Consider the following 16,934-nt stretch of genomic DNA (forward strand, 5'->3'; position numbering starts at 1 on the left):
ATATTACAAGGACAAAGTGTATCGATTCCAGAGGTTAAAATAAGTCCAGATCAGTTGATATATGTGATATACACTTCTGGAACTACAGGAACGCCTAAAGGGGTATTGTTAACCCATACTAATGTGGTTCGTTTATTTTATAATGAAACTTCATTATTTGATTTTGATCATAATGATGTTTGGACCTTATTCCATTCTTTCACTTTTGATTTCTCGGTCTGGGAAATTTATGGAGCACTTCTTTTTGGAGGAAGACTAATTATTGTACCGACTCAACACACTAAAGATCCTGAATTATTTAGTAAGTTAATTGTGGAAGGCGGAGTTACTGTCTTAAACCAAACCCCAACTAATTTTAATGGTTTACAGGAGTATATTCTCAATAAGAAAAATATTTCTACAATCAAATATGTCATTTTTGGAGGTGAAGCTTTACATCCAATCCACCTAAAAAGATGGAAGGAAAACTATCCTCTTTGTAAATTAATAAATATGTACGGAATTACAGAAACAACTGTACATGTTACCTATAAAGAAATTGGGGATGAAGAAATAAATAAAAACCAGAGTAATATTGGCGTTCCGATTCCAACGTTAGGAGTAGTTGTGTTAGATGATGATTTGCAGCCAGTTCCTAAAGGAGTTACAGGTGAATTACACGTAATGGGAGCAGGGGTAGCAAAAGGATATTTGAATAGAACAGCTCTGACTAAAGAGAAGTTCATAGATCTTGATTTGGTTTCAGGAAACAAACATAGGTTTTATAGAAGTGGTGATTTAGCAAGAATAACGCATTCTGGAGAATTAGAATACCACGGGAGAAAAGATCATCAAGTGAAGATACGAGGATACCGTATTGAATTAGGAGAGATTGAATCTTTACTTGAAAAAATAACCGAAATAAAACAAGCACTTGTTTTGGCCAAAGAAACAAATGGTACTAATAAACAACTTGTAGCTTATATAGTAACAGAAACAGCTATAGATGAGCAAGAAGTTAAAAGTTGCTTAAGTGAATGCTTACCAGGGTATATGGTTCCTAATTTTTACGTTTTCCTTGAAAAGTTTCCTTTGACAAGCAACGGGAAAATCGATAGAAAAAAACTGTTATCGTATACAATTAATAATTTGTCACAAGAAGAAAAGATTGCGCCTAGAAACAAAATTGAAAAAGCAATAGCTGAAATATTTAAGGAATCATTATCTATTAACACGATTGGGATTAATGATGATTTTTTTGCTTTAGGAGGAGACTCAATAAAGGTAATACAACTTATTAGTGCCTTAAATTCAAAATTCGATACCATATTTTCTATCTCTGAGTTTTATAAAAAGCCTACAATAGAAATGCTCGCTAATTTGATTTCTGAAAAAGACTCAAGCTCTGATTCGGTTCAGGAGTTAGAGGAATTGGCGTTAAAAGAAATTGATGAGATCACTTCAATGGTATTGAATAAACATAATTCGCCGAATGTGATTTCAGGAATATATCCAATGACAGATATTCAATTTGGGATGGTATATACTGCTAATTTGATGCATGAGAAAGGTACACCGGGAATATATCACGATCAAATGGTTGTTCAAGTTGGTGCATTAGATATTGACTTAATGCAACAAGCATTGGATTTATTAATCGAAAAGCATGAAATTTTACGGACATCACTTCATTTGTATACTTATGAAAAACCAGTTCAAATTGTACACAAAAAGTCATCTTCTAAAATAGGATATGAAAATATTGAGGGATTAAATAAAAAAGAACAAAAAAAATATATAAATGATTTCTTGATCCATGAAAGAGAAAATAAGCCTTTCACCGCAAATCAATCTTCACTGTGGAGAATGAATATTTTTAAGATAGGAGCAGATGATTCGATTTTTGTTTTTCAATGTCACCATGCAATTATCGATGGATGGTCAGATAAAAGTTTTAGGTTAGAATTACTCGAAACATATTTTACGCTTAAAAAAGATAAAGAGTATAAGCCCAAAAAACTGCTAATAGGCACTAAAGAAAGTGTTATTTCAGATTTTATTGAACAAAATAACCAAAGCCATAAGAGATTTTGGGTAGAAGAATTAAAAGGATTCCAGCGACTAGATGTACTGGGTAATACACCGTATTATAGTAATAAAAATAAAGTTTATTCTAGACAATTTTCAGAGAGAATTCTTGAGAAATGTAAACAAGATAATATTACTCCAAAAGCACTGTTTATTTCTGGGTACCTATATATCCTAAAGCTATTATCTCCGGAAGAAGATATAACAATTGGATTGGTTGCTCACCGACGCCCTATGATTGAAGATGGAGACAAGTTATTAGGATGTTTTTTAAATACAGTACCATTCCGGGTTCAGATGAATGAATGTTTAGGAGAGTCTTGGCTGAGTTTTATCACTGCAATGGAGTCTAAATTGAATGCGATAAAAGGTAAAGATAGATTTTCGTTGCTTGAAATTTCTAAACTTCATGGAGAGAATTCTGCTAATCCTTTTTTCGATATCATCTTTAATTATGTTGATTTTCAAATAATAAATGCATACGCTCAAGATAAAGATATGAGCGAAACTTTAGAGAAGATCAAAGAAAGCGATTTTTCTGATCAAAGTCATGCAGAGACAAATACTTTTCTCGACTTAACGGTAAGTTTAACAGGAGGAAGTGTTGAAGTTTCAATAACTCAAAACAGAGAATTAAAATCGGAACGTTCGATTTCAGATTTATTGACATATTTCGACGCGTTTTTGAATACTTATTTGGAAAGTGATAACGAAAAAACAAATAGTGTACATATTCTAACAAAGGAAGAACAACAGAAAATTGTATATGATTTTAATGATGGGGACTTGTTATCCAATAGTAAAACAGGTACAATTTTAAACTTGTTTGAAAATCAAGTTCAAGAAACTCCAGAAGCGCTTGCTGTTTTCTTTGATGAAGAAACAATAACATACAGAGAACTTGATGAAAAAACAAATCAATTAGCAAGGTATCTTCAAAATCACGGAGTAGGAAAAAATACTTTGGTACCTATTTGCATAGAACGGTCTGTTGAAATGATAATCGCAATTATAGGGGTATTAAAATCAGGAGGAGCTTATGTTCCAATAGCCCCTAAATATCCACAATCCAGAATTAAATTTATTCTAGAAGATATTGATGCAAGCATTGTTTTAACACAAGAAATACATCACTTAAAATTTACGAGTAATGAAGTAACAATCCCTACTGTATTCTTGGATAAATGGTCAGATGAGATAGCTGAGATTTCTTCAGAGAAATTAGAGACAATAGTAAAAGAAGATCAACTAGCATATATTATTTATACTTCTGGAACTACAGGTGTGCCAAAAGGAGTAAAGGTACTTCATGGATCTCTTTATAATTTAATTGTCCATCAATCAGCTTATTATTCAATTAATGAAAAAGAACGAATCCTTTTATTTTCTAATTATGTTTTTGATGCATCTATAGAACAAATATTTATTAGCCTAGCGAATGGAGCATCATTATTTATTGCCAATGATTCCTCTATTTTAGATCCCCAAAAATTAGAGTCTTTTATAATAGAAAATCAGTTAACTCATGTAGATACAACACCTAGCTTTTTAGAATTATTAGATACCACAAAACTGAAAAGTGTAAAAAGATTTGTGTCAGGAGGGGAGTCATGCTCGTTACAATTAGCCAAAAAGGTAGCTGAAACATATGACTTCTATAATGCATATGGTCCAACAGAAACCACTATTACCTCCATAATACATAAATACAACAATGAAGATGTTATGTATATTGGAAAGCCAATAGCAAATACCCAAATATATATCTTATCAGAAGATCTCAATATAGTGCCTATAGGAGCCGTTGGAGAATTATTTATCGAAGGTACAGGGGTTTCAAATGGGTATTTGAATCAAGCAGAACTAACACAAAAAAGTTTTATTCAAAGTCCTTTTAATGAGCATAGTCTTTTATACAGAACGGGAGATTTGGCTAAGTGGTCTTCGGATGGAGTAATAGAATACATAGGGAGAAAAGATGATCAAGTAAAAGTCAGAGGGTATCGTATTGAGTTAAAAGAGATAGAATATGCGTTAAATCAGATAGAACAAATTAACCAATCTATTGTTTTAACACATGAAAAGGAAAAGACAGGAAAACAAATAATAGCATATTTTACAACTAATGAAAACATAAGTTTCAAAAAAATTCAAAAAATATTATCAGATAAATTGCCTGATTATATGATTCCAAGAACCTACATAGAATTGGATTCAATTCCGGTGACAATTAATGGAAAAGTTGATAAAAAGGCATTACCAAAACCAAACATATCAAATTCTTTAAAAGAAGATTATGCAGCCCCATCAAGTGATATGGAGCAGCAGTTAGCAGAAATATGGAAAGATTTATTAGAGGTAGAAAAGGTAGGAGTTCATGATAATTTCTTTGAATTAGGAGGTCACTCATTATTAACGGTTAAATTAAAGAATGAAGTAAATTCTAGATTAGGAATAGAGGTTAGTATTCAGCAAATATTTAATACTCCCACATTAGAAGCCTATAGCAATACAATTTTTAATGATATAAATGAAGAAGATTATCAAATTTCCCTTGATACAGAAGCTGTTTTTTCAACTCCATTAAGGATTGAAAAGAAGGAAAATATATTATTAACTGGAGGAACTGGTTTTGTAGGGATACATCTGTTAAAATCATTATTAGAAACTACTAATAAAAAGATTTTTTGTCTAGTTCGTTGTGAAACAAAAGAAAAAGGGTTTACGCGAATTAAAGAAAAAATGATAAATAATAAGATATGGCAGATTTATTATGAACAAAGAATTGAAATCGTTCAGGGAGATTTAGCTAAACCTATGTTAGGTATTGAACTCCAGGAATATTTAAAGTTGTTAGAAAATATAGATATGGTAGTTCATAACGCAACTTATATGAACCACCTGACAACCTATAAAGATTCAAAAAACATTAATGTTGAAGGGGTTGAAAATGTGCTGCATTTTTGCACCTTAGGTGTTGTGAAACCATTGCACTTCATCTCAACAATTGATGTCTTTAGTTCTCATAATCTAAATAAAGATAGGGTTATTACAGAATTAACATCAATTGATAATGAAGTTCATTATAATTCGGAAGGGTACTCTTCAAGTAAATGGATTGGAGAGAAATTAGTAAAAAAAGCATCCGAATTAGGATTGCCTACAACAGTCCATCGTTTAGGGCTAGTGCTTTGGGATACAATCCATCATCAATACGATTCTAATCAATGGCTTTATCAACTTGCAGAAAGCTGTATACAATTAGGGGCATACCCGTTTGCTTTTGGTGATAAGTCAGACTATTATACCATTCATGTAGATGAACTTTCTGACAATTTATGTACGTATATTAATAATCCTTCTTTAGAAAAAAAGAAAAATTATAATGTGTTGCATCATTTTTCTGAAGGGTCAAAGAGATTGTCTGATTTATTAGAGATGTATTTTGATACCCAGAAGATAAGCCTAAAAAAAATAGGTCTTAAAGAATGGTTAAAGCTCGCTATTAACAAAGAACTGCCGATTTCCTGGAGGTTGTCTGAAATAAGAGAAGAACGGATAGATGATATAATAGAATCGGATCAGAATAAACAACATTATTCATTGAAATATTCTAATGGAAAAACAAATGAAGTGTTGAATAAAAAAACAATCATTTTACAAGATTAATCAATAGAAAATGAAATTAATAAAATTTTTATTTCAAAATTCCAGTACTGTAAAAATAGGAGCCTTATTTATCTTAGGCTCCTGTACTGGTGTAATAAGCACATCAATAATATATTTAATTAACGACTTTATTGATGATGTTCAAAGCGTAACTATAGAAAATAGTATTCTATACTTTTCTCTAATTATATTATATGTAGCCGTCAGTGTTGCATTTTTTAGAGGACTGATCAAAATTTCTGAAAGAATGATAAAAGAGATTAAAGAAAAAATTTTCCAAAAAATTCTTAATTCAGATTATCTCAATCTTATGAAACACAAAGATTTGGTGTATACAACCTTATCAAGTGATATTAATTTGATTGCAGAAAGCTTAATACACATGGTATATATCGTTGTTTCATTATCAACTATAATCTGTTGTTTTATTTATATGAGTATCTTATCGTGGAAACTACTGTTAGCAACAATATTAGTTTTTTTGTCAGCAGTGTTAGTATTTGCATTAATATTAAGAGTAGCGCATCCTAAATTAAAAAAGTCTAGGGATATTCAGGATGATATTATTTCTGTTTTGAACGAAATCTTAAACGGATATAAGGAACTTCTAATGTATCCTTTAAAAAGAAGAGCATTAAAAGAAATGACCCATAAGTATTTGGATGATTCGTATGACAATAGGGTAAGTGCTTATTCAGGTTTGTCCGTAGCAGGTATTTTGGGAGAAAGCTTTAGCTTTGTCTTTTTAGGAGTGTTACTGTTATTTTTTCCGATTTATTTCCCAGAAGAAAGGGGAGTAGTTATAAATTTTGCTTTAACATTTTTGTTCGTATTAAAACCTATTGAAGTTCTCAGTAGTCTTATTGGTAATTTATCTAATGCAGAAATATCAACCCAGAAAATATCGAAGATTCTAACCTCTTTTGTCGTAAATAAAAAAGAGGAAACCAAACAGTTGAGCAGTGTTGTTAATTTTGATACAATCTCTATTAAAGAATTGACATATGAGTATGACTCAGACTCTAGTTTTAAAATTGGACCTATTGATATCGATATTAAAAAAAATGAAATTATATTCATACATGGAGGGAATGGAAGTGGAAAAACAACATTTGTTAATACACTTTTAGGAATTTATTCTCCAAAAAATATTAATGTAACTATTCTTGATCGTTTATATAAAACTATTGAATGGTCGAATCTTTCAAAAAGCCTTTTTGCTCCTGTGTTTAGTGATTTTCATTTATTTGAAAAAAATTATGGAATACAAAAGAATAAAGAAAATAAGGTAAGTAACTTATTAAAGTTATTTGAAATTGACCATAAAGTAGTGTATGATGATGCTGTTGGGTTTTCTACAATAGATCTGTCTTTGGGACAACGTAAAAGATTAGCTCTAATATATGCAATATTAGAAGATAGACCTATTTTAGTATTAGATGAATGGGCTGCTGACCAAGATCCTGTATTTAGAAAAAAATTCTATTTAGAAATTCTTCCTTTTTTAGTAAAAAATGAAGATAAAACGATTATTGCGATTACCCATGATGATAGTTATTATGAATATTGTGATAATTTATATAAAATGGATTACGGGAGTCTTAAAATAAATAAAGGCTTTCCTAAAACAGAGGAGACAACACTTTTCAATCTTGAAGAAAGCTAGAAAAATAGTACTAAATTTATTAGATATTCGACTTGGGTTACCTACTATATTTAGTACTACTACTTTTTAAGATGGATATTCTATTAATATTATTAATAAATAAGAGTATAGCCCATATGAAGCAGTTAATAATGTAGAATGGGTTTTTATAAATACAGGATTTTCAAATAAATCGTGATATTTCGATCTCTTTCATGACAACAAGCCGGATGTATTCATCTGGCTTTTTTATTTCAAGATTTAAGTACGAGACTAAATAATATGATATTGACATAAAAAGTTCACGTTATTCATAGAAAAGCCTAATCTTCTATAGTATGTACTGCTTTAATTTTACATTCTGTTTCGAAAGAATATGTTCTATTTTCTCTTAATACAGGGAGTCGATTATCAATACACATATAGCGATACTCACAAGTCTTACATTCTGTTATTAGATCTTTATTAATCTCCCAATATTTTTGAAATGAAGGGGATTTTATGATATCATAAAGTTCGTCATTGGAAACGTCAGTGATTTTTCCAAATGTTTCCTTTGTTTCAGGGGCATTTTTTATTGTCCCTTCTTTATCGATATATAGTTTTCGGTTAAAATACACATTGTGTCTCTGAGCTTCTGTAAATAAAGAAATATTAACTCGAAAGAAGCGTTCTTTTCTGGTAATGAAATCCTTAGGCGTAGAGAATATTATTTTTTTAGAATTCGTTTTTTTGATTTCATTAGTTAATAAAAAAAGAGTGTCTACACGATTATTATTATCAATTAGCGTTTCATAATTTTTTATTTTTTGATGAACTCCTAACTCCACTTCAAATACAATTGAATATACAGGAGCGGTTTCTAAAAGATGTAAAATTGTTCGGAGTACTTCTATGGGGTCTTCCATCCTGATCCTGATATATAAATGCTCACAGCCTAAAGATATAATACCCTCAATAATTTTGTTTAAAACAGGAAATGTTAGGTCGCTTATTTCTAAAATCATATTTGTGATCTGAGAAGGATAATCCCATATCATGTCTAATGTCGGAAATAATTTTTGCTGACCTTTATCCACCAGAAAAGCCACTTCTTCCTCGATTAAAAACTGTATGTATTCATGTACTGTTTCATAATTTTCTGCCCCTCCCAGTTCATACAATTCCGATACATTATGCGTATCAAAAAAATGAGTGAAGTCATATAAATCATTAGGAATATCTATAATCTTATTTCGTTGCAGATCATAAATTGCAGATTTACTTTGTCCCTTAACAGGGATGCAATTAGCGTATAATATTATGTATTGTTCATTCATTATTTGTATCTAGGATGTTGAAGAGAAATCGCTTTATAAAATGTTCTTTTAGAGGCATACCTGTCACGGTATTGAGCAATATGTATTCTATTGGTTGTTTTTTTTAATGAAAAAGCACTAATAGACGTCATTTCTGACAAATGTAATATGACAGGAATTTTTTTATTCTTATTATTTTTAATGCTTTCTAAAATATCTTCTGCTTCTTTTTTAGGTATCATATTGTATAAGTTTTTGGGCTACTTTTTTTTCTAAATTGTAATTACATGGGTATGAAACCATCCCAAATTGACCAATGGGATTGACCTCGAGAAAAACATATTCTTTTGAAGTTGTATATATTAGATCAAAAGAACAACTGTTTAAACCTAATTTTTTGGCTAGCTTTTTAAGCTTTGATGCTATTTCTTCCGGTAATTGGTATGGGACCGTTCGATTAGGTTTTTCATGATTGTATTGCCTAAAGTCTGTTTCTGTTTTTTGATCTGCTTGTGAGAAAATTGCCATGGAATAGAATTCTTCTTCTAATAGGTAACTACGTATCTCGAAAGTTTTACGTATGTTTCTCTGGAACTGACTTATCCCAAAGGTCTTATCCAGAGAAGCAACCACTTTTTTATTAATTATGGTAGTGTAATTAGGTAACCAATACGTATCTCCATAAATCCCTATTGGGTTATTAATTGCCTTTGTAATAAGTTCCCTTTTCTGTAACTGCTCGTTTAACTCTTTTTTCTGATTGGTAATTATAGTTTCGGGAATATTCAATCCCAGATGTTTAGCCATTGTTAGTACAATGAGTTTATTAACTTTTTTACCATTATAATTGTTAAGAGAGAATTTTTGATCTAATAGAAAGTGTAAATATTCAAAAAGTTCTCTTTGCTCTTTTTGTACAAAAACTTCAATTTTATCTGAGACAAAGTTACTTTCCCAATCGTTTTTTTTGATTTTAAAGTTTCCTCTTCTATACCAGATTGATGAAATTTCATTAAAATTAATTGTTGCTCCAGAACAATTAAGAAACACCTCTGCTGTAGTAACATTAACAGTAATATGGTCGATGATATCATTGTTATTGAATACAATGTATTTTTTTCCTAAATGGTTTAACCATTTGATGATGTTTATGGTACTTTCGTCTTGTTCTATGGATATGATGAGTATCATAAATACATATTATTATACCCACTCAACAAATATAAATTGAGTGGGTAAGTTTTAATTAGTTATGATCCTCATACGCATCTGTCCCTTCTCTCATACCATCTACATAAGTACCAACATCTCCACTACCAGTACCTTCATCTATTTGCCATAGTGTTATTCCCCAACCATAATAGAGACCCCCAGTTGTACTTTCCATTTGTTTTTTAGATACTTCAAAGTTTTTTAACGATTGCATTTTTTTAGTGCTCATAATTTTAATAATTTGTTTTGCTTACTCTTTTTTTATTGGATTTTTAGCTTCCTCCTGTTTAGACCGATCTATACTCTAGTGCATCTGATTAAAATTCATTACCCGTTTTAGGATACTACTTTTTCTATATAGAGAATAATTCTTGTCATTTTTAGGAAAGTTTTTATGGAGGAGTATAAAAAAAACGAGCATTTTGTTTTCAAAATTGAAAAGTTTGAAAACTCCATTGTTTATAAGCTTTCGCATTGATTTTTGTTTTTTTTAGAGAAACTTTTTACTGCAAAGACAGGAAAAAAAAGTAAAAAATAGAGGCTAATTTTATACGGATACTACCTTTGATACGCTAAATAATCTCGAACGAGATATAGAAGGCAAAAAAGCAATTAATCATTGCAAAATCACACAATAGAGAATCAGTTTATGATGCATTCGAGCTAGACAGTTGTTTTATAGTTCAGTGCCGAACACATATTCTCTGAAGGCAAAATTATACGTAACTAAAATTATAACGACCCACTATGATTCACTCCATACGGACTAGTAAATTTTCAAAGGTACTAGCTAGTTATCTCTCAATACAATTGTTTATCAGTACCATTCAGCCATCTAATTTATTCGCACTTACGGGGGGACCCTCTCAACCCGAATTTACAGCTTTTACACCAATAGGTACCAGTGATATGGTAAACCTATCCTCAGGAAACTTTAATTATAATATTCCTGTAATGGATGTAGGGGGATATCCGTTAAACTTAGCCTATGACTCGGGGATAACAATGGATCAGGAAGCTTCTTGGGTAGGATTAGGATGGAACCTCAATGTAGGGCAAATTAATCGACAGGTACGAGGACTTCCAGATGATTTCAAAGGAGATGAGATGATATATGAAAGTTCTATGAAGCCTAATGTAACTGTAGGGGTAAGAGCAGAAGTAGATTTTCAGCTTTTTGGGTATGAAACAGTAGATGAAGTTAATAAACTTACAGGAGGTGTTGGAGGAAATGCATCTTTAGGAGTAAACCTAAAGTATAACAACTATACAGGTATATCATTTTCTCCCTCATATGGTATTTCTTTTAACCTGGCAGATGCAGTTACAGTAGGGGTGGATGTAGAAACCTCAGCGACAGAAGGAGTGTCAGTATCACCTAGAGCTAGTGCTAGTGCATTATTAGCGAATATGGAAGATAGTGCAATTACAGGTTCTCTTAATGCAGGAATCTCCTATAATTCTAATCAAGGTTTATCAAATTTTAATATTTCCAGCTCATTAGGAATCACAGGAATAAAAGATACAAACCACGCAGAATATAAAAGGGTAGAAGGAGTAAAAGGGCAAACTTCTTCAAGAGGTCAAGGGTTTGGTTCGGTTTCATTTAATAATATAACGATGACTCCCCGAAAGAGAACAGCACTAGTCAATAATAATGGTACGGTAGCAGTATCCCTTGGAGGAGATATTTTTGGAGCTGATGTAGAAGGAGAAGTTTCAGCAATGGGAGCTGTACAAAAAGTAAAAGAAACCATAAAAAAAGAAAAAGCGTATGGATATGAATTTACAGGCTATGCTACTCCAGATGATATAAAGGATTATAACAGGGAAAAAGACAATATCATCAGTAAAACAACACTGATGCTTCCTGTAGCTAATTATACGTATGATCTATACTCGGTACAAGGACAGGGAGTTGGAGGAATGTTTCGACCTTTTCGTAGTCAAATTGGGCAGATTAATGATGACCTGGTAGAAGATGAGAGTTCTAGTCTTAGTCTGGGAGTAGAGATAGAACCGGGAACTGGATACCATTTTGGAGCCAATTTTACAAATGCCCCTTCTGTTAGTAGAACCGGAATCTGGAAAACGAAAGCATTACAGCATTTCAAACAAGAAAGAGAAAATACCAGATCTTCTGATGAGAAAATAGATTATGAACCTGTATATTTTAAGTATATAGGGGAGCCAAGGGTAGATCATGATCAGCAAATGTTTGAGGGTTTAGGAGCGTATGCTCCTATAGCATTAGAAATAGGAGGGAGTAAAAGCAGTTTTAATAAGTATGCTAATAATAACTTTAGAATCAAAGAGTATGACGCAAACAAAAAACCTACCTACCGAAGTTTACCCGGATTTAATACTAAGTTCAAAAGAAGTAAAAGAGATGTACGAAATCAAAACGTACAAAAGATAAAAGTAAATGAACTTGCCAAGTTTTATAATGAAACCTACGCGAATAGCCGGATTAACCCGAAGGCGGCACCTCATCATACCGCAGAAATAAGAATACAAAAAGCAGATGGGGCTACCTATGTTTTTGGAGAAACAGCTTATAATACAAGAAAACGAGAAGTCACTTTTGCTACCAATAGCAGCTCTTATAACTGTGCAGAAGGTGTAGTAACATATCTAAGTGGAGAAAATTCCATAAACAATAAAAGTGGGATTGATCATTTTTATGATGCTGTAGAAACTCCGGCATATGCACATAGCTATTTGTTATCTACAGTATTATCATCAGATTATGAAGACCTAGAAGGAGATGGACCAACAGATGATGACTTAGGAGCGTATACTAATTTTATTTATAAAAATAGAGGAGGTATTTATAATTGGAGAGTACCGTACAGTAAAACACCAAGGCAGGCATCTTATAATGCAGGGTTAAATACCGATAGGTATGATCAAAAAGGAAGTTATATCTATGGGGAGAAAGAAATCAAATACTTAGATAGGATCATAACCAAAACACATGTAGCATTATTTGATCTTTCGCCTCGTAAAGATGGTAGGGGAGCAGCAGGAGAAAATGGAGGAGCGCTTTCATCCGGACAACAAATGTATAAAATCGATAAAATCAGATTGTATTCCAAACCAGAAGCCCTGAAAGCAAACATACTAGATAATGATCCTACAAATGATTTGCCAATTAGCACTATAAAAACAGCTCATTTTATATATGATTACTCTCAATGTAAAGGAATAGAAAATAATTTGGGAGGCACAACCAATTCAAATGAATTAAGCAATCAGGGAGGAAAACTGACCTTAAAAAAGGTTTATTTTACCTATAGAAGCTCTAACATGGGAAAATATACCCCTTATGAGTTTAATTATGAAGGAAACAATCCTAATTATAACTTAAAATCATATAATGTTTGGGGCGGTTATAAACCTAATACCAATGGAGGCTGTAATACCTCAGACCCATTAACGACTCCAGAATTTCCTTATGTGACCCAGGACGATAAAGCTATAGAAGACACCTATGCATCTGCTTGGTCGTTGACATCTGTTCATCTTCCTTCCGGGGGGAAAGTAGAACTCACATATGAGAGTGATGATTACCAATATGTGCAAGACCGAAAAACAATGCAAATGTTCAAGGTAATTGGAGCGGGAGAGAGAGAGATTCCCGGAAACCCCTGGGAAAATCAAAAACTCTATAAGTCAAGTGTTTTAAATGTTTTTGATGGGGATGCGGATTATTTATATGTTCAATTACCATCTGATGAAACCATTACAACAGAAGCTGCTTTTCGATCAAAATACTTACAGGGAATAGGAGATAAACCTATCTATTTTAGGTTTTTAATGAATATGACTAAGAAAGGAGCAAAAAATTCAGGAAGTGCAGATTATGATTATGTAACAGGGTATTTCGAAATATCAAAAAACAAACCCATTAAAGTGTTTAAAACACAAGATGGGAAGGTATATGCATCTATCCCTATGAAGATGACAGATTTAGAAGGAGGGATTGCTGGAACAAAAAAAGTAAATCCGATTACTAAAGCAGGATGGTACTTTGGAAGGAAATACCTTAATAGCCTGATATATGGGTTAAATGCTAATTATAGAACTGAAAATATACAGTCAATAGCAAAAAAAGTACTGAGTAGCTTTAAGGCTAATGTTGATATCCTTACAGGACCCAATGGAAAGTTGAGAAGTAACAGCATTTTATGTGCACAGCGATTTATTCCAGAAAAATCATGGATCCGATTATCAACTCCTAAAAATTATAAGCTGGGAGGAGGTGCCAGAGTTAAAAAATTAGTGATGAAAGATCAATGGAATAAGATGGTGGATGCTACAATTCCTGATACGAATACCAAATACCTCAAAGAATATGGGCAAACCTATCAATATATGTTAGAAGATGGTAGTTCTAGCGGAGTTGCTACTTATGAGCCAAATCAGAGTAAAGAAAACCCATTAGTGGAACCATTTTATAATAACTCCGAGCGTTTGATTGCTCCTCGAGAAGTTAATTATGTAGAGAAACCATTCGGTGAATCTTTTTTCCCATCAGCCAATGTTACTTATAGCAGGGTAACCGTTCGTAACCTTGCAAGAGAAGGGATTACCAAACATGCTACAGGAAAAGTTGTATCAGAGTTTTTTACTTCTAAGGATTATCCGACTCAAGTGGATTATACTGATATAGATCATCCTAATAATTATGCGACGAATCAGAATCAGTTTTTAGAGAATATGCTTAAAGGGCTTTTTGGAGGAGAAGTAAAATCCAGAAATGAATATGCCTTGTCACAAGGGTTTGTAATACATACCAATGATATGAATGGGAAAATGAAATCCCAAAAAGTATATGGAGAAGGACAGGAGAAACCAGTGTCGTCTGTGACGTATAAATACAGTACCAAAGAAGGGGATGAAACACGATTAAATAATAAAGTTGTAGTAATAAATAAGGATGGTACGGTAGGTAAAGACCAGCAAATAGGAGTGGATTATGATGTAGTTACAGATTTTAGAGAAAGTTATTCGAATTCTAAAACAGAAGGCGTCAAAGCCAATGTCGTTGCCTTGGTATTTGGGGTAGTAGTAATACCTATTCCGACAATAGTGCCCTCTCGAACGGAACTTGAAAATGTAGCATATTCTACAACAACGACAAAAGTAATTCATACCACTGCCATACTAAAAGAAAAAATAGCGACAGATTTGGGGGCGAAAGTTTCAACGGTCAATGAAGCTTGGGATGCGGAGACGGGACAAGTATTATTGACTCGTACCATTAATGAATTTGATGATGAATACTACAATTTTAATTTCCCTGCTTATTGGAGTTATGACAATATGGGGCAAGCATCCCGTAATATTGGATTAACAGGGACACTACAAAAATCAGGAAACTTCTTTACGATGCCAGAGGCTAACAGATATTTTACTTTAGGAGATGAAATGATTGCTACCTATGGGAGAGCAAAATTAAATGAACGTCTATGGGTTGTTGGGTTTAACCCTGCCGGAGATGGAGTGATGCTCATGAAGCGTAATGGAGTAGTAATTAATGTTTCTAACGGAGCAGAAATTAACGATACGATCAAATTTAAAATTATAAGATCAGGGTATAGAAATCAGCAAATGGCAAATATGGCAGCCATTACAATGATGAAGAATCCAATTTTGAAGAGTGATGGAAACCATGTTACAAAAATAGATGCTGCTACATTTTCCTTAGGACAGCAGACTCCATTGGCTAATAACCCTAGGATTATAAATGCAAGTGCAGTTGCGTATAATGATTTTTGGAATTGCCAATGTGAGAGTAATTTAGAGTTTGCTCCCGAACCTTTAAGTGGAGGAAAGTTAACAGAGATCTCTCAAGAAGATTACCCATTCGAAAACCCTTTTAACCCGTATGTATACAATGCCAAAGGCGAATGGAGAGCTAAAAAATCGTATGCCTATTTAACAGAGCGTACTAATGTGAATGAAGGAGTCCCTACTAGAGTACACACACGTAGAGAAGGATATTTTAAGAAGTTTACACCTTATTACAGTCCGACGCAAAATGGATGGCAGAAAGCTACAACAGCAGATACAGACTGGACCTTTGCTAGTGAAGTTACTCAATACAGTCCTTTTGGGGCAGAATTAGAAAATCAAGATGCTTTAGGAAGATACTCTGCTGCTCAATATGGTTACAATTACACATTACCTACAGCTGTAGGCTCTAATAGTAGATATAGTGATATGGGAATGGATGGATTCGAAGAATATGCATTTATGAATGTAGATAGTGCGCATTTTAATTTCAAACACTCTGTAGATAAAGATGGTTTTGAAGGGATTCGTATTACCGATCAGGTAGCACATACGGGTAGAAATAGTATTCTGATTCCTGCCAATGATAAAGCAACTCTGGAACGTCACTTAATAGGAGAAACACCAAAAGATGAAGATTATGATGGGGATGGAATCATAGAAGAAGATAATTGTCCGTATACCCCGGGAACAAACCTTAGTGACTATGATGGAGACGGAATTGGAGATATATGCGATGATGATGCTGTTCCTCAAATTACAGGAAGATATACTACAAATGAAGTGTTGTATTTGGCGGGCGGTATAAAAGAATGTATAGGTAGAAGTGCTGAGTTTACCATACATGGGAACCCGAATGACACAATACAATATGGAATTGTTTTCCATCAGACGAATTATAGACAAATGGCACTGAGTATAAATGACAAAGTAGTTTTTAATCATGATGATGTTAGAGGAAAAGAAGGAGAGCGTTTTATGTTTAATGATATTGTATTAGATATTACAGGGAAAAAATACATAGACCTTGACTTTGATGTGGTTCGAGGAGGATCAGGAGAAGGAAATAATACCTGGGAAATGGAATTTATGATTCTTAATAAACACACAGGAAGTCCTCTACACGGAGCTTCGTTTAATTTGAGATCAGAAGGAGAAAGAATAGAAAAATGTGGGGAGCCAGAGTGGGGAGATATTGACCAAATCAAACATTAATATTTAATTGACACAGATATAAAAAATCA

The 16,934-nt window shown here is 32.8% G+C and carries 7 protein-coding genes; 3 read left to right on the plus strand and 4 right to left on the minus strand.

Going from position 1 to position 16,934, the window contains the following annotated elements:
* Both ACFSTE_RS08185 and ACFSTE_RS08190 read left to right on the plus strand, forming a co-directional pair.
* Positions 1-5,736, plus strand: a 5,736-nt coding sequence (locus ACFSTE_RS08185; protein WP_378298063.1) for a non-ribosomal peptide synthetase, incomplete at its 5' end; no start/stop codon positions are given.
* Between the two features lie 10 nt (positions 5,737-5,746).
* Positions 5,747-7,402 (plus strand): ATP-binding cassette domain-containing protein, encoded by a 1,656-nt coding sequence (locus ACFSTE_RS08190; RefSeq protein WP_176027716.1) that lies wholly within the window; start codon positions 5,747-5,749, stop codon positions 7,400-7,402.
* Positions 7,403-7,704: 302 nt separating this feature from the next.
* Here the strand turns inward: ACFSTE_RS08190 and gwsS are convergent, their stop codons facing one another.
* Genes gwsS through ACFSTE_RS08210 form a run of 4 tightly spaced genes read right to left on the minus strand, consistent with a single transcriptional unit; the run spans position 7,705 to position 10,120 of the window.
* Positions 7,705-8,700: a grasp-with-spasm system SPASM domain peptide maturase gene (gene gwsS / locus ACFSTE_RS08195; RefSeq protein ID WP_378258435.1), complete on the minus strand. Its 996-nt coding sequence runs from the start codon at positions 8,698-8,700 to the stop codon at positions 7,705-7,707.
* A complete protein-coding gene (locus tag ACFSTE_RS08200) occupies positions 8,700-8,921 on the minus strand; it encodes a hypothetical protein (RefSeq protein WP_176027714.1) in 222 nt (73 codons plus the stop codon). The genes gwsS and ACFSTE_RS08200 overlap by 1 nt, the downstream gene beginning before the upstream one ends.
* The gene (gene gwsG, locus ACFSTE_RS08205; RefSeq protein WP_378258437.1) at positions 8,911-9,870 is read right to left on the minus strand and encodes a grasp-with-spasm system ATP-grasp peptide maturase; all 960 of its coding nucleotides are present in this window, start codon (positions 9,868-9,870) and stop codon (positions 8,911-8,913) included. The genes ACFSTE_RS08200 and gwsG overlap by 11 nt, the downstream gene beginning before the upstream one ends.
* Positions 9,871-9,925: 55 nt before the next feature.
* Positions 9,926-10,120 carry a hypothetical protein gene (locus ACFSTE_RS08210; RefSeq protein ID WP_176027712.1) on the minus strand — a complete coding sequence of 65 codons (195 nt, stop codon included), beginning with the start codon at positions 10,118-10,120 and terminating at the stop codon, positions 9,926-9,928.
* 518 nt (positions 10,121-10,638) lie between these two features.
* Here ACFSTE_RS08210 and ACFSTE_RS08215 point away from each other — a divergent pair.
* Positions 10,639-16,905, plus strand: coding sequence for a hypothetical protein (locus tag ACFSTE_RS08215; RefSeq protein ID WP_378258439.1), 6,267 nt, complete (start codon positions 10,639-10,641; stop codon positions 16,903-16,905).
* Positions 16,906-16,934: the final 29 nt, after the last annotated feature.

It is taken from the genome of Aquimarina hainanensis (assembly GCF_042684685.1).
Classification (GTDB): domain Bacteria; phylum Bacteroidota; class Bacteroidia; order Flavobacteriales; family Flavobacteriaceae; genus Aquimarina; species Aquimarina hainanensis.